We start from the raw sequence: 26,682 nt of genomic DNA, 5'->3' as shown, positions 1-26,682 counted from the left end.
ACGGATCTGAAGTTGCTTCTACAGATTAACCAATCAGTGGCGCTGGGTGATCTCGACCGGCATGACGAGGCGGTGAGTACGGCGACCCAGGTTCGGCAACTGGCCGACCACGCTGGCAGCATGGTTCGGCTGGCGCAGGCGCGAAGTGCTTTGGGAGAGCTGTTGTTCGAAGCTGGGCAATGGGCTGCCGCGCAAGAAGAGATCGAGGCGTTGGCTGACGATGTGAAGGATCCCGGCACCACGTGCTGTGACCGTGGGTTCGCTGCGATGATCGCGTTTCACCACAGCGACGCGACTACAGCTCGACGGCACCTGGATGCCGCGGCGGCGAGTGCGGAGCAGATCGGCACGCGAGTGGTCTCTTCGCTCGTGCTCGCTCGCAGTCTCGAGCAAGAGGTCGCAGGAGAGTTGGATCAAGCGCTCTCCGTACTGGAGGTATGGGGCGAGGGGCGCGCCGAGGAACTGGACGAGATGGAGGATCTTCTGCCGGAGGCGGCGCGGTTGGCGGCGTTGACGGGGGAGATCGGCGTGCTGAACGAGGTCGCGGCGCAGGCGGCTACGTTGGCGCAGCGGTCGGGGGTGCCGCATCGGTTGGGGACTGTCGCCTACTGTCGTGGGTTGTTGAGTGGTAGTTCTTCGCTGTTGTTGCTTGCCGCTGAGCAGTATGGGGAGGCTGGGCGGCCTTTGTGGCAGGCGAAGGCGTTGGAGGCGGCGGCGGTCAACCTTGCTGGGCAGGGGGATCGGGGGTCGGCGCGGTCGGCGTTCGTGCGGGCTGACGATATCTACGAGCGGCTCGGGGCCAGTTGGGATCTTGCTCGGCTGCGGGCGGTGTTCCGGCAGTTGGGGATTCGGCGGGGGCCGCGGAACAAGCATCGGCGGGTTCAGGTCGGGTGGGACAGTCTCACGCCCAGTGAGGCGAAGGTCGCCGCGTTGGTGGCTGACGGGTTGTCGAACCGGCAGATCGCCGAGCGGCTCGTGCTCTCCACGCGTACGGTCGAGTCGCATGTCTCGCACATTCTCACCAAGCTCGAAGTGCGGTCCCGTGTGGACATCGTGCGGGGGAGCAGAGCCACCTAGTGGGGAGGGGACCGTGGCGGCCGTCTGCGGGAGGGCGGCCGCCACGGGAATTTGGTTACGGAGCCCAGGGGTTGGTTACCGCCCAGCTCACGTCCTCCGCGTAACTGGTTGGGTTGTCGTACACGTGGGCGCCGCCGTTCGCGGAGACCCATACTTCTTCAGCGAAGTGGCGGGCGTTCGTGCCCAGTTCGTTGAGCGACTCCAGGCGTACGCCTCCCGTGCCTGGTTGGGCGCAGAAGGTCGCGTCGCGGCGGAACAGGTCTGTGTTGTTGTTCGGGGACAGGGTGACCCGGAAGTCCGCATGTCTCAGGTAGCTGCCGGGGACGTTGCGGGCCTCCAGTGAGTAGCAGCTCGGGTCTGCGAGGCCGCGGCGGACCAAGAACGTTCCGTCTGCTTTGGACAGTGGATCACTCGCCGAGGTGATGACATCCGTTCTGGCCAGGCTGTCGCGGTGTCGTAGGTACCGGTTCGTGAAGCCCGGTGTGGTCACCTGGAACGAGCGCGCCTGGTCCCGTGGCAGGTCGGCGGCACTGCGCCACAGCGGGATCGTCGCCGCCCAGGTGGTGTCCTCCGTGAACGACGTTCCCGTGTCCCACGGGTTCGGGCCGCCCTGTCTCGCCAGGTACACCGCCTCCAGGTGGTGGCGGATGAAGGCGCCCGGCGAGTTGAACGACTCCAGCGCCGTGGCGCCCCAGCCCGCCCTGGCGCAGAATGTCGCGTCGCCCGCGAATGCCGCTGTGCCGTCGTTCGCGTCGATGCGAATACGGCTGTTCGCGTGCCTCAGGTACCTGCCTGGGAAGTTCCTCGACTCGAACGACAGACACGTGGCGCTCGCCAGCCCCGGCCGCACCCAGTAGGTCGCGTCCTGCTTCAGCACGTCCGTGCCGTTGTCCACGTCCGTCCTCGCCAGGCTGTCCTGGTGCCGCAGGTAGCGGTTCGTGAAGCCCGGTGTCGTCACCCGCAGGGACACCAGTTCGCCGCGCGGGACCTCCGTGCCCGACGCCGCCGCCAGCACCCGCTGGTTCACCGCCAGCACGCGCGACGCCGTCATCTTCGGCACGCGGCGGTCATAGGTGTAGAAGCCGTTGACCTCGTTCTCCACGTCGTACGGTTCGGTGTACACCGACGCGGACAGGCCGCGGGTCTGCACGAAACGGGCGACCTCCGCCGTGATCGTGACGTACCGGTTGGTCAGGTACTCCTCGTTGGGATAGAGATCGCCGTAGCCGAAACCGTTGCCCGGCTGCCATTCGCTCCCGCTCACCCGCCGGCCGAGGCCGCCGTACTCGCCGAGCACCGCGATCCGTGTCGCGTCCGGTTGGCGGGTGCCGCCGGACATCTGGTAGGCGTGGTCGTCGATCACGTCACCGTTGTTGGCCATGGGGTCGGACAAACAGCAGTTCGAACCCGAGTTGTGGTTGATCAGGCGCGTCGAGTCGATTGACCGCACCAGGTCGGTGATCCGCGCGTTGTCGTACTCTCCCCAGCCCTCGTTGAACGGGACCCAATGCACGATCGACGTGATCCCCTTCAGCTGGTCGAGCATGCGCCGCAGTTCCTGCTCGAAGTTCGCGTGGCTCGCCACCGGGGTGGCGTTGACCGCCTCCAGTGACGGCATGTCCTGCCACACCATCAGGCCCAGCCGGTCCGCCCAGTAGTACCACCGGGCGGGCTCGACCTTGATGTGCTTGCGGACCATGTTGAACCCCAACGCCTTCTGGCGTTCCAGGTCGAACCGCAGCGCTTCGTCCGTCGGCGCCGTGTAGATCCCGTCCGGCCAGTAACCCTGGTCGAGCGTGCCGAGTTGGAACACGAACTTCCCGTTCAGCAGCGGCCGCATGACCCCGCCCACGACGGCCTTGCCGAGCGAGCGCATGCCGAAGTAGCCCGTCACCACGTCGGTGAGCATCGTGACCCGCAGGTCGTACAGGAACGGGTCGCTCGGGGACCACAGCCGCGCGTTCGGAACCGGGATCCGCAGGTGTGAGCCGATGGTGCCGGTGGCCGAGCCGACCACGATCCCGCCGGCGGTCACCTCCGCGCGGACCGGCTGCCCGGCAGTGCCCTGCACCACCAGGTCGAGCACGCCCGCGGAGACGTCAGGGGTGGTGTCCAGCCGCGTGATGTGGTTGGGGGACACCGGTTCCAGCCACACCGTCTGCCAGATGCCCGACGCCGCCGTGTACCAGATGCCGCTGGGGTCGCGGCGTTGCTTGCCGATCGGGAAGCGGTTGCCGTCGACCGGTGAGTACGCGCCGACGATGATCTCGTTCGCGCCTGTCCGCAGGGCGTTGGTGATGTCGAACGAGAACGCGTCGAAGCCGCCGGTGTGTGTGCCGACCTGGGTGCCGTTTACCCACACCCTGGTCTCCCAGGTGACCGCGCCGAAGTTCAGCAGCACCCTTCGACCATCCCATGTGGACGGTACGGAGAAGGTCCTGCGATAGAACATGTGGTCGTGGTGGCGTTGGACGCCCGAGAGCCCCGACTCGATCGGGTACGGCACGAGCACGGTCTCGGGAAGGGTCTGCCCGACGGGCGGGGTGTTGATGTTCGAGGCCCCGCTGAACTCCCACTGGCCGTTGAGGTTCTGCCACTCCGAGCGGACCATCTGGGGACGCGGATACTCCGGCAGGGCGTTGGTGGGGGAGACCTGGCTGGTCCACGGGGTGGTGAGCGGTGGCGCCGTCGGTTGCCACATCGCGGCCCTCGTGGCCGGTTCCGCCGTGGCGACCGTGGCGACCGTGGCGGCCGCGATGAGGAGACTCGTTGCTGCGCCGAGAATCCGTCTGAGCATGATCACTCCTGCAGGGGTTGTCGCGAGCGCGCCGAGGAAGCCGGGGCATGGCAGGAGGGTGCCCCGCGCGTAAACGCGGTAAGCACGAGAAAAGTACGCCGGTGTACTGGCATTTCTTGCTCCAGGGCAGGGGTTCCTGGTGCGGTTACCGGGTGCTTTCCCTCACCTCCAAGACGAACGGGATCTGGACATGTTGGGGTGGGAGGTCGGTGTCGCCGCCGGCGCGGCGGCGCACGAGGTCGACCGCCGCCTTCGCGAGCGCCGCCTTGTCCGGCGCGATGGTGGTCAGCGCCGGCACGCTGTAGGCGCTGTGCTCGGTGTTGTCGAACCCGACGACGGCGATGTCGTGCGGGACCGAGAGGCCGTGGTCCACCGCCGCGCGGATCGCGCCGAAGGCGAGCATGTCGTTGAAGCAGAAGACCGCGTCGGGCGGATCGCCTTCCGCCAGCAGTGCGGCCATGGCCTCGGCGCCGTCATGATGGTGGTATCGCAGGGCCGGCGCGACGATCTCGGGTAGCCCCGCCTCCCGCAGGGCCTGCCGGTAGCCGGCGAGTCGCTGGACGGCCGTGCCACGCGTCGGATGCTGGCCGATCACGGCGATCCGGCGGCGACCCGCGTCGATCAGGTGCCGGGTCGCGGTGTGGGCGGCGGTGACGTTGTCGATGCCGACGTGGTCGAGCGGCAGCGCGAGCGGGTGCTCGCCGAGCAGCACCGCGGGCACCCTCGGCAGGGCGACGTCGGCGGTCTCGACGGCCTGCGGGGAGATGATCGCCCCGTCGACCATGTGCGGGCCGAGCGCGGCGATCGTCTCGCGTTCGCGGTCCCGGTCGCCCTGGGTCTGCTCGATGAGCACGTTCCAGTCGTGCTCGGCCGCCGCCGCGATGATGCCGCCGGCCAGCTCACCGAAATAGGGGATGGACAGCTCCGGCACCACGAGCGCGATGAACCCCGTGCGCCCTCGACGCAGGTTGCGGGCGCCGATGTTGGGCCGGTAGCCGGTCGCGGAGAGTGCGTCCTCCACGCGGCGGCGGTTCTCCGGCTTCACGAAGCCGTACCCGTTGACCACGTTCGACACCGTCTTGACGGACACGCCGGCGAGCACCGCGACGTCCTTCAACGTGGCCATGTACTGCTTTTACAACGTTGTGCCAACGATGTAAACCCCGCCGTTTGGCGTAGCGCACTCCGGGTAGCCCGCTAGTGACACGGGAGGAGGCGAGACGGTTGGCACACACAGCTGTCGACGAGGATCTGTGGAACGAGTTCCATCGCGTGGTGAACATGTCGTCGCGGGAGCTTTCCGAGTGGCTTCGCGTGCGGTCCGCCGACGACGAGACCGAGGAACTGCCCGACCAGGCCGGCACCGCCACCGGGCAGCACGTGCTGTCGATCCTGGGCAAGCGGAAGACCGACCTGAACCCCGACGACGTTCGCGTCATGCGCAACGTGGTGGAGCGCGTCCACGCCGAACGCCGGGACGACCTGGAGCCCACTCAGGGCGAGGCGCACTGGCGCCACCGCCTGATGTCACTGGGGCACGATCCGCTGAAACCGGCGGAGGACTGACCACCGTTCGTCGCCCGGAGATCGACTCTGGCCGCGAAGGGCCTTTACTGCCTGCGGTGATGGCTGGTAAAGGTGGAGCAAGAAGGTGTTCGACCGTGCACTGTCCATAATGGACGAACGCCCTGGTTTGCCCTGTGGCGAAAGGTTGTGATGGCCGGGTGAGTGACGTCCAGGAACTGGTGCCGTTGCGCACGGACTTCGACGTCGTGCTCCGTGGTTACCGGCGAGGACAGGTGCGGGCGTACGTGCGTGCCGTCGAGGACGAGCTGCGGCTCGTCAGCGCCGACCGGGACGCGAACGCCGGGCTCGCCGCGTCGCTGGCGAGGGAGGTCGAGCAGCTGCGTGCGCAGAACGCCCGGCTTGCCCGGCAGGTCGACGAGATGTCCCGCACGCCGGTGTCCCCCGAGGCGGTGCCGCCTCGGCTGCGGCGGATGGTGGAGCTGGCCAAGGAGGAAGCCGCGGAGATCACCGCGCGGGCGCAGGCGGCCGCCGAGCACAGCTGGGCCGTCGCGGAGGAAGCGGCCGGCCGGCTACGGGCTCGCTACGCCGGCGCGCTCGCCGAGATGGACCGCGCCCGCCGCGAGACGGAGATCGAACACCGCACGTTGCTGCAACAGGCGCGTGCCGACGCGACGCGGATGACCACCGAGGCCGACCGCCGCCGCACCGAGCTGGACGCACAGGCCGCCCGGCGCCGGGAGAGGGTCGAGTCGGACTTCGAGATCGCCATGGCCCGCCGACGCGCGGAGGCCATGCGGGAGCTGGCGGAACAACGCGTCACCGCGGAGACCGAGGCCGAGCGCCTGGTACGGGAGGCCACCGAGCAAGCCGAACGGCAGGTACGGGAGGCCACCGAGCAGGCGGAACGGCAGGTGCGGGAGGCCACCGAGCAGGCGGAACGGCTGGTCCGCGACGGCACGGCCGAGGCGGAACAGCGAGTGGCGGCGGCGAAGGAGGACGCGCACTGCCGGATCACGGCGGCCACCCGGGAGGTCGGTCGTTTGCGTGAGCTGCGTGGGCGGATGGCGGAGCGGTTGACCGCGGCGCGCGAGCTGCTGGGAGATGCGGGGCCGTTGCTGCAGCCGGTGGCCGCCGAAGGGGAGGCGGAACCCGCGAGACGGACGGCGATCCCGGAACCGCGCTTGTCGAGGGGACCACGAGAGGTGCAGGCCTCGGTAGCCGAGACGTGAGCTGTCCGAGGTCGGCCGCGCTTCGCGGTGGGAGGCGGTAGCTTCGGTAGGCGAGAAGCGCTGCCCTACCCGAGGCTGGCCGGGTCGGCGAAGCCGGGTGGCGACGGAGAATGCGAACTCTCGGTGTGGCCATGCGTGAGGTCGGTCCAGGGGCTGCGAAAGGTGCAGGCTTCGGTGGGCGAGAAGGGTCGACCTACCCGAGGCTGGCCGGCTCGGCACCGCGGGTGGTGGCGGCGATTGAGGATGTGAACTGTCGGATCGGTGTGGCCATGCGTGAGTCTGTCCAGGGGCCGCGAAAGGTGGAGGCTCGGTGGGCGAGAAGGATCGCCCTACCCGAGGCTGGCCGGCTCGGCACCGCGGGTGGTAGCGGCGGTTGAGGATGTGAACACCGGAGCCGGCGAGCGCCTTGCGGGTCTCGGTCGAGTCGAAGACCGGGTCGAACGTCGCCGTCGACAGCAGCACCGGCGGGATGCCGAGCCGGTCGAGCACGGCGTCCCGCGCGACTGTCGGGTCGGTGTGGCCATGCGTGAGGTCGGTCCGATGCAGGAGCTGTGGGATGGCGGCGCGGATGTGTGCGGCGCCTGAGCCGATCGGACTTCAGCCGGTGGCCGCGGAAGGTGAGCCGGATCCGCCGGAAAGACAATGATCCCGGAGCCGCGAGAGGTGCCGGGCCTCGGTAGCCGAGACGTGACCGGCCGCCTCGGCGCGCGTCGCTTTCAGCGGGACCTACCCGAGGTTGGCCGCTTCGGCGAAGCGGCGGCGTAGGTCCGGGTCCATCAGAGTGATCGTCGGGGCCATGCGCAGCCACAGGTTGTGCCGCTCCACCCCGCGGACCAGGTGGCCGAGCGTGCGGGGCTCCGCGAGCGCGGACAGTGCGAGCACCCGGCGCTGGGCCGGTTCGCCCATGGCGGCCACCGCGACCAGCAGTTCCCGCACCGCGCCGGTGTCGATGGCGGTCTGCAGTATCGAAATCAGCGTCTCGTCGGTCGACTCCGTCGCGTATTCGGCTAGGCGGCCGCGAAGTTCGTCGTCCGTCAGGCGGCCAACCAGGCGCAGGCCCGCCGCTCGCAGTTCGGGTGGGCCGGAGAGTGCGTCGCGGACGATCGCGCGCATTCGGGCCGGTGGGAGGAGGGCCACCGCGTGGGTGAGCTGTTCGTCCGACTCCGCGTAGAAGCCGATCCGCAGCAGGGCGTCCGTCGGCACGGTCGCGGCCACGTCCCGGACGAGTGACGCGGTGGCCGAGTCCAGCAGGCGGCCCAGGGTGATGAACTCGCCGCGGTCGACCAGCGCACGCACGATCGCCAGCACGCTGTCCGGCCGCACCAGCTGCACGAGCGCCGTCGCGCGGCGCGGGTCCAGGTGCAGGCACGCCTCCGCCAGGTAGTCCACCGGCATCCGGTTGGCCAGCTCCGCCGCGCGCTCCGGGGGCATCTCGCCGGCCACCCTGGCGGCCAGCAGCGGCGGGAACGCCCGCAGCGTGATGCGTACGTTCACCGCCGTCGGCAGCAGCCTGGTGATGGCGGCGACGCGCCGGAACGCCGACCGGTGCTCGTCGTAGAGAACACCGACCGCGCGTTCCCGCAGCCGGCGGATCGCCGTGTGCGGCAGGGCCGCCGCGAACGCGACCTCGTCGGCGGACGCGCCGAGCGCACGGGCGAGCTTCACCAGCTCCGCTCTGGTGGCGAGATCCTCACCCATCAGCGCCCCAGGATTTTGCTGACCGTGCCCCGCAGCACCGGCGGCATCTGCCGCAACGCCTCGTCGGACGCCGCCCGCAGCGACGCCGCCTGGCGTTCCTTCGCGCTCACCAGCACGGCGCGCAGCTCCTCCAGCGCCTCGTCGGACAGCTCCTCGACCGCGTGCACGTCGGCCCCCAGCCAGTGCGTCAACACCTCACGTACGTCACCCCGCATACCCGAACTTTGTCATGGGCGGCGTGAACGGTCACCTGCGGTGTGCAAATTTCTGTTCGAAACGGGCAAGAATGGCCCGCGCGCGGCCCAGCATCGCGGGGTCCACCATCTCGCCGGACGCGAGCGTCGACACCCCGCGCGAGCCCACTGCCAGCACTTCCGTGGCCCAGCGGCGTTCCTCCTCGGACGGCAGGAACACCTCGGCGATGACGGGTAGCTGAGTCGGGTGAATCGCGACCCGGCCCACCCAACCGAGATCACGACCACGCACAGTGTCCGCCCGCAGCCCCGCCAGGTCCTTGATCGCCGGGTAGGCCGACAGCATGGGTGAAGGCAGCCCGGCCGCACGTGCCGCGTACAGCAGACGCACCCGGGCGTGGTCCAGCACCGCGTCCGTCCGCGTGCCCAGCTCGCTCGCCAGGTCCGACTCGCCGAGGCCCAGCCGGGTGACCGCCGGGTGGGCGGCCAGGTCGGTCGCGTGCTCGACACCGAACGCGCTCTCCACCAACGCGGTGACCGGGACACCCGGAAGCGCGGCCACGACCTCGTCGACCTGAGCCGGGGACTCGACCTTCGGCAGGCGTACCTCGAATCCTGTCAGCTCGCGCAGCACGGCCAGATCCTCGGCGTTGTGCGCGTTCACCCGCACCTGGAGAACGCATTCGACCCTCGCCTGTGCCAGCCACGTGGCGACCGCGTCTCTCGCGAACGCCTTGCGGTCCGGCGCCACCGCGTCCTCCAGGTCGAGGATCACCAGGTCCGCGCCGGTCGCGACCGCCTTGTCGAAGCGGTCAGGCCGGTCACCGGGCACGTAAAGCCCGGTAATAGGAACGCTCACACGATCCCGCTCTCTCGTAGAGCGGCCACCTGTTCCCGGGTCACGCCGATCGACGCGAGGATCTCCTCGGTGTCCGCGCCGTGCGGCCGGCCAGCCCAGCGGATGCGGCCCGGCGTCGCCGACATGCGGAACAGCACGTTCTGCATCCTGACCGGGCCTAGCTCGTCGTCCGGGACCGTCTGCACCGTGCCCAGCGCCTGGTACTGCGGATCCGCGACGACCCCGCGCACGTCATAGACCCGCGCGACCGCCGCCTGGGCCTTCTCGAACTCGGCGACCACTTCGTCTGCCGGCCGGGCCGCGATCCACGCCGACACGGCCGCGTCCAGCTCGTCGGCGTGCCGTGCCCGCTCGTGGCCTGAGGCGAACCACGGCTGCTCGACCACGTCCGGGCGCCCCACCAGACGCATCACGCGCTCCGCGATCGACTGCGAGCTGGTCGACACCGCGAGCCACTGGCGGTCGAGCGTGCGGTAGACGTTGCGGGGCGCGTTGTTCACCGAGCGGTTGCCCGTCCTCGGCTGCACCACACCCAGCTGGTCGTACGCCGTGATCTGGCCGCCGAGCAGCATCAGGATCGGCTCGATGATCGCCGTGTCGATCACCTGGCCCACGCCGGTACGCAGGCCGATCATGACCGCGTAGGAGGTCGCGAGCGCCGCGATGCCGTCGGCCAGACCGAACGGGGGCAGCGTCGGCGGGCCGTCCGGGGCGCCGGTGAGCGCGGCGAACCCGCTCATCGCCTCGGCCAGCGTGCCGAACCCGGGCCGCGCCGCGTACGGGCCGAATTGGCCGAACGCCGTGACCCGCGCGATCACCAGCCGAGGGTTCGCCTTGTGGAGCTGTGCGGGACCGAGGCCCCAGCGCTCCAGCGTGCCCGGCCGGAAGTTCTCGATCAGCACGTCCGCTTCCTCGGCGAGCGCCAACAACAGCTCGGCGCCGTCCGTTCTGCCGAGGTCCAGGGTGATCGTGCGCTTGTTGCGGCCCAGCGTCTTCCACCACAGGTTGACGCCGTCCTTCGCGGGGCCGTGGTTGCGGGCGGCGTCCGGTTTGCGCGGGTGTTCGACCTTGATCACGTCGGCGCCGAAGTCCCCGAGGAACGTCGCCGCCAGTGGGCCGGCGAACAGGGTCGACACGTCCAGCACCCGGATACCGGCGAGCGGCAGTTCGGTCATCGAACCTCCCACGCGAGTCGGAAGCCGATCGACGGTGAACGCTCAACCCCGAGGCCCGGCACCAGGAACTTCAGGCTGAACGACGGGTCGCGCGGACCGCCGTCGACATACCATTCCGATCCAACCGTCTGATGGTCGCTGCCGCCCTTGAGCATGACAAATCGGGTGATCCCGTCGGTGTGCTCGCTCTCCGTCCAGTTCCAGACCAGGGGAGTGGCCCGCCGGAACCCGGGTTGCCCTGCCGCGACCTGCCACTCGAACTCCGTCGGCAGCCGCGCGCCCGCCCACCTCGCATACGCACGCGCGTCGTCGAGGCCCACCATCGTGACCGGTCCGTCGCCGGCCGGTGGCGCGAACCGGTTCTCGCACGCCGGCCGGTAGCCGGTGTCCGCCAGGAACTCCGCGAACTCCCGCCCGGTCACCTCGTGTGCCGCGACCTCGACGTCGGTGAGCGTGACCGTTGACAGCTCCCGTCTCGGATCGTGCAGGCGCGGCGGGAGCGGCTTCCACTCCTCGATGTACGGCGCGCCCTGGTAGCCGCCGGTCTCGCGGCGCCGATAGGTCATGAGCAGGGAGCGTGGTCCGCCCTCGACGCGCACGGTCGGGACGGTCGGGCGTGCGGTGGTCGGGTGAACGTGCACACGCCGGGCGGTGCGGGCGGGGAACGTCGTGCTGTCGCCTCCTGGGTCCGCCGCGGCGGCGTCGAGCAGGTCGCCCAGCCAGTCGGGCTCGGCTCCCTCCACCGCGAGGACGGCGGCTACCCCGCGTGCCGGCACCGTGATCGCGGGAGCGTTCACATCGTGCCCGAGCCGCCGTCCCGCGGCGAGGTCGAACCACTGCCTGCCCCCTGTCACAGCGGTGAGCGGGTGCCCGGTGAAGTCGGTGTGGCCGCGGTTCACCAGCGTCCACAACGTCAGGCCAGGACCGGTGAACCGCGACGCGTACACGCCGGCGGCGATCGCCTCGGCCGAGGCGTCCACGAGCGGCGTCCACTCACCGGCGACGAGCAGTGAGGTGAGCGTTCGCTGCACGCGCAGCATCCGGCGCAGCGTTGCCTTGTCGCGCTCGTTCCAGCCGACCCAGACACCGAACACCGCGTCCCACACGAGCATCCCCGTGCCGTTCATGAACGCCGACTGCAGTTCGTCGCTGTGGTCGCGGTTCCAGCGCCGGGTCGCATGGGTCATGTGTCGCCGCTCGTACCAGCGGGCCCGCTGGACGCCGGGTGCCGTGCTGTCGGCGAACCACTGCGCCCAGCTCAGCTGGTGGTCTTCGATCCGGGCGTTCGGCAGCCGCGACTCGCCTTCCAGCACCTGCGGCGGGGAGTTGGTGAGCAGCGCCGACACCAGGCGGGAGTCGCCCTCCTTCATGGTGTCGAGGAACATCCCGTCCGTGCCAAGCTCGGTGGCCAGCCGCGCCAGCTCGGTGGCGTCGTCCCCCGGCGCGCGTCGGGTGCCGGTGTCCCACGGGTTGTAGTCGAGGAACACCCGGATGCCGCGGGCCTGGAAGTCGGCGACCACGTCCCGCAGTCCAGGCACGTCCCGGTAGAAGTCGAACTGGTTGCGGTCGTCGATGCCGATGACCGGGTAGGCGTGCCACAGCACCACACCGTCGAAGCCGCCGTGGTCGGCGGTCCGCTCGAGGAAGCCGGCGACGTCGAACCGCCCGGCTGCGCGGTCGAACAGCCGCTCGTCCCACAACCACACGAGGGCGACGCTGTAGCAGGACGCCGTCCACGCGGTCTCAGGTCGGTCGTATTGGGAACCGCGGTAGGCGAGGCGACGGTGTGCCTCCTCGCGCCAGCGAGTCAGCGCCGCCCGCCACGCCGGCCAGTCCGCCGGGGCGCTGGGCGCCGCGAAGATCTTGGCGATGTCGCCGACCTCGGGATCCAGCTCGCCGTCGAGAGGCAGGGTGGTGGGCAGGTCGATCGGGCGGGGGACCAGCGGGTCGCGCAGGTTCGTGCTGGCCTCGTCCGGGTCGGTGCGCCGCAGGAGGTCGTCGATCTGCCGCCTGGTCGGTATTGCGGGCACCGCGCCGGCGCGGCCCACCGACAGCGCGGCCGCGGCGGTAGCGAACCGGACCGCGGGTTCCAGCTCGGCGCCCTCGTCGAGCTTCGCGACGAGCGCCCCGCAGAAGGTGTCGCCGGCTCCGGTGGTGTCGACGACGTCGACGGGAATGCCCGGCACCTCGACGCTGGTGTCCCTGGTGCGGATCGACGCGCCCTTGCCGCCGAGCGTGACGACGAGCCGCGGGACGACCGTGAGTAGATGGTCCGCGCCACCGAGGAGGGCGGCCTCGTGCTCGTTGACGATCAGCAGGTCGACGGCGTCGAGCAGGTCGCGGGGGAGCGGCTGGGCGGGGGCGGCGTTGAGCACGACGGTGCCCGTGGCGACCTGAGCGGCCTCAATGACCGTGTCGAGCGGGACCTCCAGCTGCAGCAGGACGACCCTGGCGCCGGCGACGGCCTGCCGCTCGTCCGCGGTGAGGCCGGTCAGCGTCGCGTTCGCGCCCGCGTTGACCACGATCGAGTTCACTCCGCTCGCCGCGACCGTGATGAGTGCCGTCCCGGTGGGCTCGGTCGAGGTGCGAACGAGTGGGTGCACGCCGCTTTCCGCGAGGCTCGCGCGGAGACGGTTGCCGTTGTCGTCGTCGCCGAACGCGCCGACGAACGTGGTGTGGGCGCCGGCACGCGCGGCCGCGGTGGCCTGGTTGTTGCCCTTGCCGCCGGCATGAGTGGCGAACCCGGTCGACAGCACGGTCTCGCCGGGCGACGGGATCCGCTCGACCTGGCTGACCAGATCGACGTTGCCGCTACCAACCACCACCATGCTCATGACGCCACCTCACCCGCTGCGTGGCGCCGGAACGCTCCGCAGGCTCCGCTACTCCGGCGCCCTCCGCGGGCTCGGTGGCGTCCTGGACATCGACGATTCGCTCCGCAAGCTCCGCTCATGGAGCCCGCCCGGTGAGCGCTAACGTCCGGGTGGCGAGGGTGTCGAAGCCGATGCCGTCGAAGCCGGGCACGCTCGTGGCCAGCCGGTTGCGCAGCGGGTCGGTCCACTGGGCGGGCAGGGCCTTCGCGCCGGTGAGCGCTCCCACCAGTGAGCCCGCCGTGGCGGCCGTGGAGTCGGTGTCCCAGCCACCGGTGACCGCCGTGGTGATCGTCGTGCTGTAGTTTCCCGCGCCGCGGACGAGCGCGAACGCCAACACGGCCGCGTTGTTGAGCACGTGCACCCAGTGCAACTCGCCGTAGCGGGCGTGGATCGCGTCCAGAGCGTCCGCTGTGGACATCGCGGTGGCGCCGAGTTCCGCGCCCATGCGGATCGCCCCGGTGAAGCGGGACGCCGCGGGCACGACCGAAAGTCCGGTCTCGATCACCGTTCGCACGTCGTCCGCCGTCACCGCGGCCGAGCAGGCGGCGGCCGCGAACATCGCGCCGTAGACACCGTTGCGCCCGTGGGAGAGCCGGGCGTCCGTCCATGCGAGACGGGCCGCCGTGATCGGGGCGCCGGGGTGGGCCCAGCCGTAGACGTCGGTGCGGATCTGGGCGCCGATCCAGTCGCGGAACGGGTTGCCGACCGCGCCGGCGACCTCGGGTTCGTGGCCGAGGAGGAGGTTGCGGTAGGCGATCCGCTCGGCCGTGAACACCCGCCCGCCGGGCAGGTTCGACAGCCACGAGTTGGCGACGTCGTCGGTGGTGAACGCGTCGCCGTGTCGTTCGAGGAGGTCGAGCGCGATGAGCGGGTAGTTGAGGTCGTCGTCCTCGGGCATCCCGTCGATGTTCTCGGCGAGACTGGTGGGCCGGCTGCGCCGGTTCCACGGGTAGCGGGCGGCGACCTCGCCGTCGAGACCGATCTCGGTGAAGTACCGGGAGATGGGCCAGTTGCCGGTACTCCGGGCGATGGCCTCGATGCCCTCGCGGGGGATCTTCTCGACAGGCTTGCCGAGCAGACAGCCGGCGGCCCGGCCGAGCCACGCGCCGTGGACACGGTCGGCGAGATCGTCGGCCGGCGGTGGGACGGCATCGACCGGCGGCGCGAGCGTCAGTATCTCTTCCAGACCATCGGGTTCCGCACGGCGCAGCGCCTCCGGCGCCTCCCGTTCGTCGAGTTGCGACAGAACCTCACGAGCCAGTGCGCGCAGAGCCGGCGGCGCCGGGTCCGGGGAAGCGCCCGACACCGGCGCGACGCGCGTGCCGCCCGCCGCGACCCAGCGCGTCGCCAGGTCGTCGATGTCCACACCGTCCAGGAGTGCCGCCCGCAGTGCGTGCGGCACCAGGTCCTCCGGCTGGGTCCACGTGAGACGGAGCATCGTTACGCGGCGTCCACCAGTGAGCCGAACAGCGAGGCGCGCTGGGCGAAGCGCTCCTGGTCCTTGGCCCAGACGTCCTTCGCCACCTCGGCCATGGTCGGACCCGTCGCCGTGATGTCCATGCGGCTCGCCTCGCTGATCGTCGTGACCCAGTCGGACGGCACGGCCGCCCGCCCACCGAGCGCGCCGGCGATCGAGCCGCCCATGACCGCGATCGAGTCCGAGTCACGGCCGTAGTTCACCGCGCCCAGCACCGTTTCCCGGTAGTCGCCGCCGCCCACCACCAGCATGCCCAGGGCCACCGGCAGCTCCTCGATTGACTTGGTGCGGCTCGGGATCCGGGCGTCGCGGGCAGGTGCCCGGTAGTTCGGCCCCACCGTGTCGAACGGTTCAACGGACGCCCGGATCGTGGCCAGTGACGTGCGCCAGTCGGTGAGCTTGCTCGCCGCCGCCGTCACCGCCTCGATCGCGTCCCGCGTGCCGTCCTTCGCCAGCCGCAGCGCGGTTTCCACCACCGAGGAGACCGTCGCGCCAGGACGCATGGCCTCCGCAACGCAGGCCGCGTAGACACCGGCCGCCTCACGGCCGTAGCTGGACTGGTGCGCTCCCGCGATGTCGATGGCCTCGGCGTACGCGCCGGCCGGTGAGCCCGCGTTCGCGATGCCGATGGGGGCGGCATACATGGCCGCGCCACAGTTGACGATGTTACCCACACCCGCCTCGCGCGGGTCGATGTGACCGTAGTGCAGACGCGCGACCAGCCACTTCTCCGCCAGGAAGATCCGCTGGAGCAGGATCGTCTCGGTCTCGAGCTCCGGGATCCACCGGCGCTCGCCGATAAGCAGTGGCACGAGGTGGTCGGCGATGGCGTGCGCGTCCAGGTGGTCACGCACGCGGTCGTAGACCTCGACGAGCGCCGTGGTCATCAGCGTGTCGTCGGTGACGTGCCCGTCGCCCTTGTGGTAGGGCGCGATCGGGCGGGCGTGCCGCCAGTCCGGGAGGAACGGCGGCACGACGCCCTCGATGAACCCGTTGTACCGCTCGCGGATGGCTTCCGGTGAGTTGCCCTCCGCCGCGCCGCCGAGCGCGTCGGCCACCGCGGCGCCGGACAGTGCGCCCGTCGCCTTGTCCTCGAGCAGGTTCATGAGAATTCCCCCTTCGTGGTCAACCGATCGACGACCAACCGTCGGTCAGCTGTTTCTTGAGGTCGTCAAGGCTGATCGAGTTGGCGAGGTACTGCTGCAGCGCGGGAGTCGCGAACTGATCCTTCCACTGTGGATAGTTCTTCGCCTTCTGGAACGGCGCGCCGGCCAGGTCCTCGCCGCTGGCGAGGATCGGTGTCCACACCGGAGTGCTCTTCGTCTCCGCCGCCACCGCGTCGCGCGCCGGCTTGGACGCGGGGATCAGCCAGTCACCCTGCGCGAGCTTCGCCTGGTTCTCCGCCGAGGAGAAGTAGTCGATGAACTTCGCCGCCTGCGCGGGCGCCTTGCTCTGCGCCGACACCGACATGGTCTGCGGGTTCGCCGCCTGCGTCGCGCCGGCCGAACCGGCGAGCGGCGGCAGCACCGTCCACTTGAAACCGGTCGGTGCCGACTCGGTGATCTGCTGGGCAAGGAAGTTGCCGCCCACGTACATCGCGTACTTGCCGCCGAGGAAGTTGGGCAGCACGTCGGTGCCGGACTGTGTGAGCGACACCGGGTCCAGTGACTTGTCGTCGTACGCCATGGCGTGGATGCGTTCCGGCACGGCCAGTTCGTTGTCGCCGACATGGATCGTCGCGGAGCCGTCGTCCTTCGTGTCGAAGAACGTGCCGTCGAAGCCGAGCGCGGTGTTCATCACCGCGGCGGTCGGCTGCTTCAGACCCCAGCCGACGCCGAACTTCCCGTTCGCGGTCAGCTGCTTCGCCACGCCCTGGAAGTCGTCCCAGGACAGTTCCTTACCGGACGGGACCTCGACCCCGGCCGTCGTGAACGCGTCGGTGTTGGCGAACACCACGTAGGTCTGGAGCAGTGTCGGCGCGGCGATGACCTTGCCGTCGGCCGTGGTCACGGTGTCCCAGACGTCCTTGCTGACAGCGCTCTTCACGTCGGCGCTGAGGTACTTGCCGATGTCCGCGAGGTAGCCCTGCTCGGCGAAGCCCATGATGTCGCTGGACTCGTCATGGATGATGTCCGGCGCCGTGCCGCCCTGGAACTGGGTCACGAGCTGGTCGTGCACGTTGTCCCACGTGCCCTGCGTGAGCTTGATCTGGATGTCGGGGTTGTCGGAGTTCCACGTGTCCACGATGTCCTTCACCGCGGCCACCGTGGAGTCCTGGTACGCCAGGCTCTGGAAGGTGAGCGTCACCGGACCGCTGGTCGACTCGCCCTCGTTCGAGCTTTCCCCGCCGTTCAGCGCGCATCCCGACAGCACCAGGGCGGCCACGGCACCGATGCCGAGTAACGCCTTACCCTTCATGGGTTTTCTCCTTCAACTCGTCAGCCTTTGACGGCGCCGCTCATCAGCCCGGAGGTGAGCCGGCGCTGGATGATCAGGAAGAACACGAGGCTCGGGATGGTCGCGAGCAGCGAGGCCGCCGCGAGCTGCCCGAGCTGTACCTGTCCCTCGGCGCCGAAGAACCGCGCGAGGGTCAGTGGCAGGGTCTGCAGGCCTGGGTCCTGGATCAGCACCAGGGCGAAGAAGAACTCGTTCCACGACGAGATGAACGTGAACAGGCTCGTGGCCACCAGCCCGGGCGCCAGCAGGGGCAGCACGATCGAGCGCAGCACCCGCAGCCGGCCCGCGCCGTCGATCGCGCCCGCCTCCTCGAGGTCGACCGGGATCGCGGCCACGTAGCCACGCAGCATCCACAACGCGAACGGCAGGCACCAGACCGTGTAGACCAGCACCAGTCCCAGCGGGTTGTTCACGAGCCCGACCTGCTTGAGCACCAGGAACACCGGGATCACGATGAGAATGAACGGGAACACCTGGCTGAGCAGGATCCAGACGGTCGCGACGCCCCGCAGCTTGGTCCGGAACCGTGCCAGCGCGTAGGCCGCGGGCAGCGAGATGACGGTGACGATCACCGTGGTGAGCGCTGCCACGTAGAGGCTGTTTCCGGCCGCCTGTGCCAGGTTCGCCTTCTCGACGGCGTTGCCGAAGTTGTCCCAGTTGAGTTTCTCGGGGAGGAACGACGAGTCCGTCGACCGCAGCTCGCGCGGTGTCTTCAGTGACGTGGACAGCAGGAACAGCAGCGGGAAGCCGAGGAAGACCATGTACCCCAACAGTGCGAGATACTGCAGCGGCCTGGTGAACGTTCTCGTGCGGCGCGCCGGCGGCTCGGCCACCTTGCGCACGGTCGGCCGCGGCGGGCTGGGCGGAGCGAGGGTTTGTGTCATCTGTTCGCTCCGCAAGCTGCGCTCCGTGTCACGACTCACGGCTCCTTGCCTGGCCACGCAGGTAGACGAACAGGAACGCGGCGATCACGATCACCATGACGTTGCCCATCGCCGCCGCGTAGCCGAAGTTGCCGTACTTGAACGCCTCGTTGTAGGCGAACAGCGCGGGCAGCATGGTCTCACCGCCCGGCCCACCGGACGTGAGCACGAACACCAGCGCGAACGAGTTGAAGTTCCAGATCAGGTCCAGCGACGTGATGGCGACGGCCACGGGTCGCAGCGCGGGCATGGTGACGTGCCAGAACCGCTGCCATGCTCCCGCGCCGTCGATGGCCGCGGCCTCGTGCAACTCGGGCGACACGTTCTGCAGGCCGGCGAGCAGGGTGACCGTGGTCTGCGGCATGCCGGCCCACACACCGACGACGATCACGGCGGGCAGCGCGGTCGAGAAGTCGCCCAACCAGTTGATGTCCCCTGGCAGCCCCAGCGTCCGCATCGCGTCGTTCACCGGCCCGTAGGTCGGGTTGAGCATCATCCGCCACATGATCGCGATGACGACGGGCGGCATGGCCCACGGGACGAGCGCGAGCGTGCGGGCGAGCCACCGCAGCCGCAGGTTCAGGTTGAGCAGCAGCGCGAGCCCGAGCGAGGCGAGGAACTGCAGGATCGTGACGCCGAACGCCCAGATCAGCCCGATGCGAAACGAGCTCCAGAACAGTTCGTTGCCCAGCAACCGGGTGTAGTTGTCCACGCCGTTGACGTGCACGGCCTGGTTGAGACCGGCACGCGCGTCGGTGAAACCGAGCAGGATGCCCTGCGCCAGCGGGTAGACGCTGACGAGCACGACCGGCACGAGCGCCGGCAGTACGAGTAGCCACGCGTCCCGCCCGTCGCCTCGCCTGCGCCGGCGGCGTGCCGGTGCGGCGACGGCGGTCACCGGTCAGGCTCCACAGTGGACCCCCGGACGGTGAGGGTCGGCTCGATGACGATCTTCCGCACCGGGGCGTCCGGTTTCGCGAGCCGCCGCAGCAGGAGCTTGGCCGCGGCCTTCGCGCGCTTGGTCGCGCCGAGGTCCACGCTGGTGATCGCCGGGTTCGCGAGGTCGGCGATGTCCGTGTCGTCCATCCCGACGATCGCGACGTCGGCGGGGATCCGCAGGCCGCGACGGGTGGCCACGTTCAACGCGGCGACGGCCAGGAGGTCGTTCGCGCACACGATCGCGTCCGGAGTGGACTGTTCCAGGAGCGTGGCGGCGGCCCTCAGGCCGGCCTTGTAGGTGAAGTCCTTCGCGCTGACCTGCGCGTCCGCGTTGTGGTGCAGGCCGAGGGCGGCCAGCGCCTTCAGGTAGCCGCCGAGGCGGGCCGACCCCGGCACGGTGTCGACCGGGCCGTTGACGAACGCGATGCGCTCACGTCCCAGCTCGGCGAGGTGGTTCACGGCCAGCGCCATGCCGGTGACCGAGTCGGCCCGTACGTTGTCCAGTTCGACCCCGGGGGGCAGGGACCCGATGATCACGATGGGGAAGCGGCTCGACCGCAGCTGGGCGCCCAACTCCGCCGGGACCCGCAGCGGGCTCATGATCAGCCCGTCCGCGTAGCCCTTGTTCAGGCTCACCAGCAGGTCGATCTGGTCGGCCGGGTCGCTCCCGGTCGACGACAGCACCAGCCGGTAGCCGGCCTTGGTCACGACCCGCGAGATCTCCCGCATCATGGCGACGTACACCGGGTTGCCGACGTCCGCGACGGCCAGCGCGATCTGCTCGGTTTTGCCGATCTTCAACGATCGCGCCGACGCGTCGGGCACGTAGCCGAGTTCCTCGGCCGCGGCCCGCACCTGGTCGGTGACCCGCTGCGACGCCGGCAACCCGTTCATCACTCGAGACACCGACGCGATGGACACCCCGGCCCGCTCGGCGACCAGCGCCAGCGTTGACTTCTTGGCCTCGGCCATGGGTTTCCTCGCGTCGTTGGCAGGTGCCCTGTGAGTGGCTGTAAACGTTTACGAGAACGTTTACAGCGGGACTGTACGTCCGCCGCCGGAGCCTTGGCAACCCGCGCGCCGGGTATCAACTCCCCGGCGCGGTGGAAGGATGGGGGCATGGCTGAATGCACGCACGTCGCCGAGATCCGCGACGTCTCGCCGAGTTCGACCGAGGGTTGCACGGACTGCCTCGCCGTCGGTGGCCAGTGGGTCCACCTCCGGGAGTGCCTGAGCTGCGGGCACGTCGGCTGCTGCGACTCGTCCCCCAACAAGCACGCGACCGCGCACTTCGCGCACACCCGGCACCCGGTGGTCCAGTCGTTCGAGCCGGGCGAGGACTGGCGGTGGTGCTACGTGGACGAAGTGGCTGTGTGAGTGAATAGCGCAGTGAACAAACCGGTACTCCTGACCGTCGACGACGACCCTGGCGTGTCCAGAGCGGTGGCGCGCGACCTGCGCCGCCGGTACGGCGAAGGGCACCGCGTGGTGCGGGCGTCGTCCGGTCAGGAGGCCCTGGAGGCACTCAAGGAGCTCAAGCTGCGGGGCGAGCAGGTGGCGGCCATGCTCGCCGACTACCGCATGCCGGAGATGAACGGCATCGAGTTCCTGGAGCAGGCCATGGACCTGTTCCCGCGCGCCCGCCGCGCGCTGCTCACCGCCTACGCCGACACCGACGCCGCCATCCAGGCCATCAACCTGGTGGACGTCGACCACTACCTGCTCAAACCGTGGGACCCGCCGGAGGAGAAGCTCTACCCGGTCGTGGACGCGCTGATCGAGACGTGGCGCAGCTCCGGCGCCGCCGCCGTCGAGGAGATCAAGATCGTCGGCCACCGCTGGTCGGCGCCGACCTATGCCGCCCGCGACTTCCTCGCCCGCAACGCCGTGCCGTACCGCTACTACACGATCGACGAGCCGGAGGGCCGCCGCCTGCTCGACGCCGCCGCGGCCGACCCGACCGAGATCCCGGTGGTGATCACGGCCGACGGCCGCGCGCTGCTGGCCCCGTCCGACGCCGAGATCGCGACCGCGGTCGGGCTGACCGTGGACCCGGCGACCGACTTCTACGACCTGATCGTGGTCGGCGGCGGCCCCGCCGGGCTGGGCGCCGCGGTGTACGGCGCGTCCGAGGGGCTGCGCACCGTCCTCGTGGAGCGGCAGGCCGCGGGCGGACAGGCCGGGCAGAGCTCACGCATCGAGAACTACCTCGGCTTCCCCGACGGTGTGTCCGGCGCGCAGCTCACCGACCGGGCACGACGCCAGGCGGTCAAGTTCGGCGCGGAGATGCTCACCGCGCGGGACGTCGTCTCGCTGGACGTGCAGGGCTCCGCGCGGGTGGTGCGGTTCGGAGACGGCAGCAGCATCGCCGCGCACGCGGTGATCCTCGCGACCGGCGTGTCGTACCGGAGCCTGGTCGCACCGGGCGTCGACGAGCTGTCGGGTCGCGGCGTGTACTACGGCTCGGCGATGACCGAGGCGCCCGAGTGCCTCAACCGCGACGTCTACATCGTCGGCGGCGCGAACTCGGCGGGCCAGGCCGCGGTGTTCTTCTCGCGGCACGCGCGGTCGGTCACGCTGGTGGTGCGTGGCGAGTCGCTGCGGTCGTCGATGTCGCACTACCTCATCCAGCAGTTGGAGGCCATCCCCAACGTGCACGTCCGCACGTGCACGACGGTCGGCGAGGTGCACGGCGACGACCACCTGGAGCGGCTGCGGCTCGACCACGTCGACGGCACGTCCGAGACGGTCGACACCAGCCACCTGTTCATCTTCATCGGCGCCGAGCCCCGCACGGACTGGCTGGACGGCGTGGTGGCGCGCGACGAGCGCGGGTTCGTCTGGACCGGCCCGGACCTGCTCGTCGACGGGAGCCGGCCCGCGGGGTGGCCACTGCAGCGCGACCCGTTCTACCTTGAATCGAGCGTGCCTGGCGTGTTCGTGGCCGGCGACGTGCGGGCCCAGTCGGTGAAGCGGGTCGCGTCGGCGGTCGGGGAGGGCGCGATGGCGGTGACGCTCGTGCACCGATTCCTGGAGGAGCAGTGACCACGCCAGCTCAGCTCCGCGAGCTGTTCCTGTTCGAGCACCTGACCGACGCGCAGCTGGCGTGGCTGGTCGAGAGCGCCGACGTCGTCTCCTACAAGGCGGGGGAGACGGTGCTGGCCGAGGGCGCGCAGGCGGAGTGCTTCTACGTGCTGCTGTCCGGCACGTTGACGCTCCTGCGCAAGGTCCGCGGCGACGAGGTGGAGATCACGCGCACGGACCAGCCGGGGGTCTACGCCGGCGCGACGCAGTTCTACCTCGAGGACCAGGTCGACCAGGTGTACGGGGCGACGGTCCGCGCGGTCACCGACTGCGAGTTCCTCGCGCTGCCGGCGACGGAGTTCGCGGCGAAGTTCCGGCAGTGGTTCCCGATGGCCGTGCACCTGCTGCAGGGCATGTTCGTCGGCCTCAACAACGCGAACGAGCTGATCGCCCAGCGGGAGCGCCTGCTGGCGCTGGGCAAGCTCACCGCCGGTCTGACCCACGAGCTGAACAACCCGGCCGCGGCGGCCGTGCGGGCGACCGGGACGTTGCGGGAGCGCTTCGCCGGCATGCGGCACAAGCTGGCGATGCTGGCGGACGGTCACTTCGACGGGCTGCAGCTGCACCGGCTCACGAAGATCCAGGAGAAGTTCATCGAGCGGATGGCGTCGACCGAGGAGCTGACGCCCATGCAGGTGGCCGACCGCGAGGACGAGCTCGGCGAGTGGCTCGAGGAGCGCGACGTCAACGGCGGCTGGGACCTCGCCCCCGTGTTCGTGGCGGCCGGGATCACCACCTCCGACCTGGACGAGCTGTCGAACGCGGTCGACCCCGGGTTCCTGGAGCCCGCGCTGCGCTGGCTCGCCTACACGGTGGAGACGGAGAACCTGCTGATCGAGGTGAAGGAGAGCACGAAGCGGATCTCCGAACTGATCGGCGCGGCCAAGCAGTACTCGCAGCTGGACCGGACCCCGCACCAGGACGTGGACGTCCACGAGGGTCTGGACGCGACGCTCGTCATGATGTCGGGCAAGATCGGCCCCGGCGTGCGGATCGTGAAGGACTACGACCGGTCGCTGCCGCACGTGCCGGCCTACCCGGCGGAGCTCAACCAGGTGTGGACCAACCTGATCGACAACGCGCTGCACGCCGTCGACGGCGACGGCACGGTGACGATCCGCACCGCCCGCGACGGCGACAACGTGCTCGTCGAGGTCATCGACACCGGCCCCGGCGTGCCACCGGACCTGAAGCGGCGCGTGTTCGAGCCGTTCTTCACGACCAAGGGCGTCGGCAAGGGGACGGGCCTGGGCCTTGACGTGTCGTGGCGGGTGGTCGTCAACCGCCACGGCGGCGACATGCGCATCGAGTCCGAGCCGGGCGACACGCACTTCCAGGTCCGTCTTCCACTGCGGGAGGCCGCCGCGCAGTGACCGTGGACTGCTGGGGCCGAGGGCCGCTCCCGGTGTCGGAAGCGGCCCTCGACAAGAGTGCTACAGGCTGATCTTCCAGCTGTCGATGAAGCCGGTGTCCGCGGTGGCCGCGTCCCGGACCCGGAGGTTCCAGGTGCCGTTGGCCACCTCGCTCGACACGTTTCTCACGAACACCTGGTCCACGTTGTCCGCGCTGCCGCCGGAGCGGTTCAGCAGGTTGTAGACCGAGCCGTCCGGGGCGACGAGGTCGACCACCAGGTCACCGCGGTAGGTGTGCACGATGTGCACCTCGATGTTGGTGTTCGCCGACGCGTTGCCCGTCGCGCCCGACACCGTGATCGGGCTGGACACGGTGGCGTTGTCGGTGATGTTGACGTTGTTCGTGTTCTCGAACGTGCGTCCCGGCGGCGGCTGGGTGCCCGGCAGCGACGCGGCGGCCGCGGCGATGGCCGACGCGAAGTTGCTCACCTGGGTGTAGACGCCCGGGTTCTCGGGACGGGCGCAGCCGATGCCCCAGCTGGTGATGCCGACCTGGACCCATGCGTTGTTGTTGTCGCGGCGGAACATCGGGCCGCCCGAGTCACCCTGGCAGGTGTCCACGCCACCGGAGCTCCAGTTGCCGGCGCAGATCTCCTCGGCCGGCACCAGGTCGGCGTAGCTGCCACCGGCGCTGGCGCACTGCGAGTCGGAGATGAACGGCACGTCCGCCTTCAGCAGGTACCGCTGCTGGACGCCGCCCTCGACGGCGGCGCCCCAGCCGGCGACGGTGAACGTGCCGCTGTCGAACGCCGTCGACGTGGCGATCGGCAGCGTGGCCTGGTTGGTGATCGGCGCGTTGAGCTTGATCAGCGCCCAGTCGTCACCGCTCGGGTTGTTGTAGCCCGGCGCCTGGTAGACGTAGGTGGACGTGCGGGTGACGCGGTTCGGGTCCTGCAGGTCGACGGCGCCGGCGGTCACCCCGATGCTGGTGTTGTTGCCGGTGCCGCTGACGCAGTGCGCCGCGGTGAGCACGACGTCGGTGGTGTACAGGGCGCCGCCGCAGCCCATCGACAGGCGGACCATGAACGGGAACTCGCCCTGCGCGGCACGCGTGCCGCCGATGACCTGGGGTTGTACGTCGTTCGACGGCGTCTCGGGGGCGGCGACCGCCTGTCCGGCGGCGGCGCCGAGCGCGGCGGCGACGCCAACGGTCGCCAGGGTGGCTCTGCGCAGGGCGGCTCTGAATCTTGTCACGGCGAAGTCCTTTCGACAGTCCGGTATCCGGACAGCAGGGGTGTCGAGAAAGGCGGAGGACGGCGCGATGACCACTGGCTGTGGCCGGTCAGCGATCTTCCGTTGCTGATCTCACCTGTTGAGGGCCTCGGCCACAAGACTGCAAATCGGTCAACTACCGCTCGTCCGAGCGGAGATCGAGTAGGCGGGGTGGCACGCGTGGCCGTCAGTGGCCATGGCCCGTCTTGGGTGACGGACGCGGCACCTCGTCTTCCGTGCCCGGCTCGACGATCACGAACTGGCCCATCATGCCGTTGTCCTCGTGTTTGAGGATGTGGCAGTGGTACATGTACGGGGTCTTCGGGTCGACGTGGTGTCCGAACTCGACGGCGAGCCGGATCCGCGCGCCGTCGGGCACGAACACGGTGTCCTTCGGGCCGCTTAGGTGCTCGGGAGGCCGTGCGCCGTCGATGTCGAGCACCCGGAACCGCACCTCGTGGATGTGGAAGTTGTGCTCGTAGGTGACGTTGTCCAGCTCCCAGAGCTCGCGGGCGCCGGCGGGCACGACCTCGTCGATCCGGTTCATGTCCATGTTCTGCCCGTTGATGTTCGAGCCACCGAGCCGGAAGCGGCGGACCTTCCTGCCCGCGACCGGTGGGGTGAGCGCGACCAGGTCGCGCGGCAGCTCGGGGGACGGGGCCAGGCGCGCGGCGGCGGCGAGCTTCAGGATGTCGTAGTCGCCGCTGTCGATGGTCTCGTCGCCGCTGAAGGCTTTCAGTACCACCTGCTCGTCCGGCTCGAACGCCACCACGATCTCGAATCGCTCGCCCGGGCTGATCCGGAGGCGGTTCAGCGGCGCGGGTTTCGCCAGCAGGCCCGCGTCGCTCGCGACGACGTGGAATTCGCGGTCGTCGGCGAAGCCCAGGTGGAAGACGTGCGCGTTGGACGCGTTGAGCAGGCGGAAGCGGACTCGGGTGGTCGTGACCCGGAAGTGCGGGTCGTACGTGCCGTTGACCAGGATCTGGTCGCCGAGCAGGCCCCACGTGCCGCCGAAGTCCTCGTCGAGCCGACCGTCCGCGGTGATCTTCTTGTCCTGGATGATCAGCGGGACGTCGTCGGTGCCGTAGTCCGATGGCAGGTCGACGTCCTCGTCGTCGTCCAGGATGAACATGCCGGCCAGGCCGCGGTACACGTGTTCTGACGTCTCGCCGTGCGGGTGCGGGTGGTACCAGGTCGTGGCGGCCGGCTGGTCGATCGTCCATTCCGGACTCCACGTCTCGCTGGGCTGGACCATCTGGTGTGGACCGCCGTCCATGCGTGCGGGCAGCCGCATGCCGTGCCAGTGGAGGGTCGTCGCTTCACCGAGGGTGTTCGTCACGGCCATCGCCACCCGGTCACCGCGGCGCGCACGCAGAGTCGGGCCGAGGTAGTCACCGTTGATGCCCCAGGTCCTCGCCCGCTTACCGGGGAGGAACTCGGCGCTGCCCTGGCGTAGCTCGAGTGCGAACCGCTTGACGCCGTCGCCGTCGGCTCGCGGGTCGAGCAGGGGCGGTATGCGCAGCGGGTTGCGGAACGTCAGGCTGCCGGCGTTGCCTTCCACATCACCGCATCCGGTCAGCGCGAGTCCGGCGAGGAGCCCGGTGAGGGCGAGGAAGTCGCGTCGTCTCATGCCGAGAATCCTGCGGAGAAGCGCACGTCGGCGCGTCGGCCCGGCGCGGCAACCTTCGCGTACGACCAGGGCGGTAGCGTCATACCCCAGCGGTACGGCCGCGGTGTCGGCGTCGGGCT

At 69.9% G+C, this 26,682-nt stretch carries 21 protein-coding genes and 1 pseudogene; 6 read left to right on the top strand and 16 right to left on the bottom strand.

What is annotated here, in order from left to right:
- Positions 1-1,077 (top strand): LuxR C-terminal-related transcriptional regulator (locus VF106_RS33905; protein WP_330844007.1); only part of this gene is annotated, 1,077 nt, incomplete at its 5' end.
- A 55-nt stretch (positions 1,078-1,132) separates the two neighbouring features.
- Here the strand turns inward: VF106_RS33905 and VF106_RS33900 are convergent.
- Positions 1,133-3,874: an AbfB domain-containing protein gene (locus VF106_RS33900; RefSeq protein WP_330844005.1), complete on the bottom strand. Its 2,742-nt coding sequence runs from the start codon at positions 3,872-3,874 to the stop codon at positions 1,133-1,135.
- Positions 3,875-4,019: 145 nt separating this feature from the next.
- Complete coding sequence (locus VF106_RS33895; protein ID WP_330844004.1) at positions 4,020-5,000, bottom strand: LacI family DNA-binding transcriptional regulator; 981 nt, start codon at positions 4,998-5,000, stop codon at positions 4,020-4,022.
- A gap of 98 nt (positions 5,001-5,098) precedes the next feature.
- Between VF106_RS33895 and VF106_RS33890 the strand changes: the two genes are divergently transcribed.
- Together VF106_RS33890 and VF106_RS33885 are read left to right on the top strand one after the other, a co-directional pair.
- Positions 5,099-5,440: a DUF3140 domain-containing protein gene (locus VF106_RS33890; protein ID WP_330844003.1), complete on the top strand. Its 342-nt coding sequence runs from the start codon at positions 5,099-5,101 to the stop codon at positions 5,438-5,440.
- Positions 5,441-5,598: 158 nt separating this feature from the next.
- A complete protein-coding gene (locus tag VF106_RS33885; protein WP_330844002.1) occupies positions 5,599-6,630 on the top strand; it encodes a coiled-coil domain-containing protein in 1,032 nt (343 codons plus the stop codon).
- Positions 6,631-7,356: 726 nt separating this feature from the next.
- On the opposite strand, the gene VF106_RS33880 is transcribed toward VF106_RS33885, so the two are convergent.
- The 11 genes from VF106_RS33880 to VF106_RS33830 all read right to left on the bottom strand — a co-directional run bounded on the left by VF106_RS33880 (position 7,357) and on the right by VF106_RS33830 (position 20,197).
- Positions 7,357-8,328, bottom strand: coding sequence for a hypothetical protein (locus VF106_RS33880; protein WP_330844001.1), 972 nt, complete (start codon positions 8,326-8,328; stop codon positions 7,357-7,359).
- Entirely contained in the window at positions 8,328-8,543 is a 216-nt protein-coding gene (locus VF106_RS33875; RefSeq protein ID WP_330844000.1) for a hypothetical protein, read from the bottom strand. The genes VF106_RS33880 and VF106_RS33875 overlap by 1 nt, the downstream gene beginning before the upstream one ends.
- A gap of 31 nt (positions 8,544-8,574) precedes the next feature.
- On the bottom strand, positions 8,575-9,381 hold the full coding sequence (locus VF106_RS33870; protein ID WP_330843999.1) for an HpcH/HpaI aldolase/citrate lyase family protein: 807 nt from the start codon (positions 9,379-9,381) through the stop codon (positions 8,575-8,577).
- The gene (locus VF106_RS33865) at positions 9,378-10,556 is read right to left on the bottom strand and encodes a CaiB/BaiF CoA transferase family protein (RefSeq protein WP_330843998.1); all 1,179 of its coding nucleotides are present in this window, start codon (positions 10,554-10,556) and stop codon (positions 9,378-9,380) included. The genes VF106_RS33870 and VF106_RS33865 overlap by 4 nt, the downstream gene beginning before the upstream one ends.
- The gene (locus VF106_RS33860) at positions 10,553-13,390 is read right to left on the bottom strand and encodes a PfkB family carbohydrate kinase (protein WP_330843997.1); all 2,838 of its coding nucleotides are present in this window, start codon (positions 13,388-13,390) and stop codon (positions 10,553-10,555) included. Before VF106_RS33860 ends, VF106_RS33865 begins: the two co-directional genes overlap by 4 nt.
- Positions 13,391-13,505: 115 nt before the next feature.
- Positions 13,506-14,867 (bottom strand): ADP-ribosylglycohydrolase family protein, encoded by a 1,362-nt coding sequence (locus VF106_RS33855; protein WP_330843996.1) that lies wholly within the window; start codon positions 14,865-14,867, stop codon positions 13,506-13,508.
- 2 nt (positions 14,868-14,869) lie between these two features.
- A complete protein-coding gene (locus VF106_RS33850; RefSeq protein WP_330843995.1) occupies positions 14,870-16,012 on the bottom strand; it encodes an ADP-ribosylglycohydrolase family protein in 1,143 nt (380 codons plus the stop codon).
- Positions 16,013-16,031: 19 nt separating this feature from the next.
- Entirely contained in the window at positions 16,032-17,324 is a 1,293-nt protein-coding gene (locus tag VF106_RS33845) for an ABC transporter substrate-binding protein (protein WP_330843994.1), read from the bottom strand.
- Positions 17,325-17,344: 20 nt separating this feature from the next.
- On the bottom strand, positions 17,345-18,247 hold the full coding sequence (locus VF106_RS33840) for a carbohydrate ABC transporter permease (protein ID WP_330843993.1): 903 nt from the start codon (positions 18,245-18,247) through the stop codon (positions 17,345-17,347).
- 28 nt (positions 18,248-18,275) lie between these two features.
- Positions 18,276-19,184 (bottom strand): carbohydrate ABC transporter permease, encoded by a 909-nt coding sequence (locus VF106_RS33835; RefSeq protein ID WP_330843992.1) that lies wholly within the window; start codon positions 19,182-19,184, stop codon positions 18,276-18,278.
- Positions 19,181-20,197 carry a LacI family DNA-binding transcriptional regulator gene (locus VF106_RS33830; RefSeq protein WP_330843991.1) on the bottom strand — a complete coding sequence of 339 codons (1,017 nt, stop codon included), beginning with the start codon at positions 20,195-20,197 and terminating at the stop codon, positions 19,181-19,183. The genes VF106_RS33835 and VF106_RS33830 overlap by 4 nt, the downstream gene beginning before the upstream one ends.
- A 147-nt stretch (positions 20,198-20,344) precedes the next feature.
- Here VF106_RS33830 and VF106_RS33825 point away from each other — a divergent pair, with 147 nt between their 5' ends.
- The 3 genes from VF106_RS33825 to VF106_RS33815 are packed head-to-tail and all read left to right on the top strand — an operon-like array spanning position 20,345 to position 23,682.
- Positions 20,345-20,602, top strand: coding sequence for a UBP-type zinc finger domain-containing protein (locus tag VF106_RS33825; protein ID WP_330843990.1), 258 nt, complete (start codon positions 20,345-20,347; stop codon positions 20,600-20,602).
- A gap of 12 nt (positions 20,603-20,614) precedes the next feature.
- Entirely contained in the window at positions 20,615-22,270 is a 1,656-nt protein-coding gene (locus VF106_RS33820) for an FAD-dependent oxidoreductase (RefSeq protein ID WP_330843989.1), read from the top strand.
- Positions 22,267-23,682 carry an ATP-binding protein gene (locus VF106_RS33815; RefSeq protein WP_330843988.1) on the top strand — a complete coding sequence of 472 codons (1,416 nt, stop codon included), beginning with the start codon at positions 22,267-22,269 and terminating at the stop codon, positions 23,680-23,682. The genes VF106_RS33820 and VF106_RS33815 overlap by 4 nt, the downstream gene beginning before the upstream one ends.
- 60 nt (positions 23,683-23,742) lie before the next feature.
- On the opposite strand, the gene VF106_RS33810 is transcribed toward VF106_RS33815, so the two are convergent.
- From VF106_RS33810 to VF106_RS33800, 3 genes and pseudogenes are all read right to left on the bottom strand, one after another.
- Positions 23,743-23,970: a proprotein convertase P-domain-containing protein gene (locus VF106_RS33810; RefSeq protein ID WP_330844008.1), complete on the bottom strand. Its 228-nt coding sequence runs from the start codon at positions 23,968-23,970 to the stop codon at positions 23,743-23,745.
- A 135-nt stretch (positions 23,971-24,105) separates the two neighbouring features.
- Positions 24,106-24,915: pseudogene (locus tag VF106_RS33805) on the bottom strand (S1 family peptidase); the annotation flags it as partial.
- 205 nt (positions 24,916-25,120) lie between these two features.
- Complete coding sequence (locus VF106_RS33800) at positions 25,121-26,563, bottom strand: multicopper oxidase family protein (protein ID WP_330843987.1); 1,443 nt, start codon at positions 26,561-26,563, stop codon at positions 25,121-25,123.
- Positions 26,564-26,682: the final 119 nt, after the last annotated feature.

The organism is Actinophytocola sp. (genome assembly GCF_036378875.1).
In the GTDB taxonomy this organism is placed as follows: domain Bacteria; phylum Actinomycetota; class Actinomycetes; order Mycobacteriales; family Pseudonocardiaceae; genus Actinophytocola.
This window is presented reverse-complemented; position numbering and strand designations above follow the sequence as displayed.

Coding starts and splice junctions, on each gene's coding strand:
- VF106_RS33900 (WP_330844005.1), bottom strand. CDS start 3,874: ATGCTCAGACGGATTCTCGGCGCAGCAACGAGTCTCCTCATCGCGGCC.
- VF106_RS33895 (WP_330844004.1), bottom strand. CDS start 5,000: ATGGCCACGTTGAAGGACGTCGCGGTGCTCGCCGGCGTGTCCGTCAAG.
- VF106_RS33880 (WP_330844001.1), bottom strand. CDS start 8,328: ATGGGTGAGGATCTCGCCACCAGAGCGGAGCTGGTGAAGCTCGCCCGT.
- VF106_RS33875 (WP_330844000.1), bottom strand. CDS start 8,543: ATGCGGGGTGACGTACGTGAGGTGTTGACGCACTGGCTGGGGGCCGAC.
- VF106_RS33865 (WP_330843998.1), bottom strand. CDS start 10,556: ATGACCGAACTGCCGCTCGCCGGTATCCGGGTGCTGGACGTGTCGACC.
- VF106_RS33860 (WP_330843997.1), bottom strand. CDS start 13,390: ATGAGCATGGTGGTGGTTGGTAGCGGCAACGTCGATCTGGTCAGCCAG.
- VF106_RS33855 (WP_330843996.1), bottom strand. CDS start 14,867: ATGCTCCGTCTCACGTGGACCCAGCCGGAGGACCTGGTGCCGCACGCA.
- VF106_RS33850 (WP_330843995.1), bottom strand. CDS start 16,012: ATGAACCTGCTCGAGGACAAGGCGACGGGCGCACTGTCCGGCGCCGCG.
- VF106_RS33845 (WP_330843994.1), bottom strand. CDS start 17,324: ATGAAGGGTAAGGCGTTACTCGGCATCGGTGCCGTGGCCGCCCTGGTG.
- VF106_RS33840 (WP_330843993.1), bottom strand. CDS start 18,247: ATGACACAAACCCTCGCTCCGCCCAGCCCGCCGCGGCCGACCGTGCGC.
- VF106_RS33830 (WP_330843991.1), bottom strand. CDS start 20,197: ATGGCCGAGGCCAAGAAGTCAACGCTGGCGCTGGTCGCCGAGCGGGCC.
- VF106_RS33825 (WP_330843990.1), top strand. CDS start 20,345: ATGGCTGAATGCACGCACGTCGCCGAGATCCGCGACGTCTCGCCGAGT.
- VF106_RS33800 (WP_330843987.1), bottom strand. CDS start 26,563: ATGAGACGACGCGACTTCCTCGCCCTCACCGGGCTCCTCGCCGGACTC.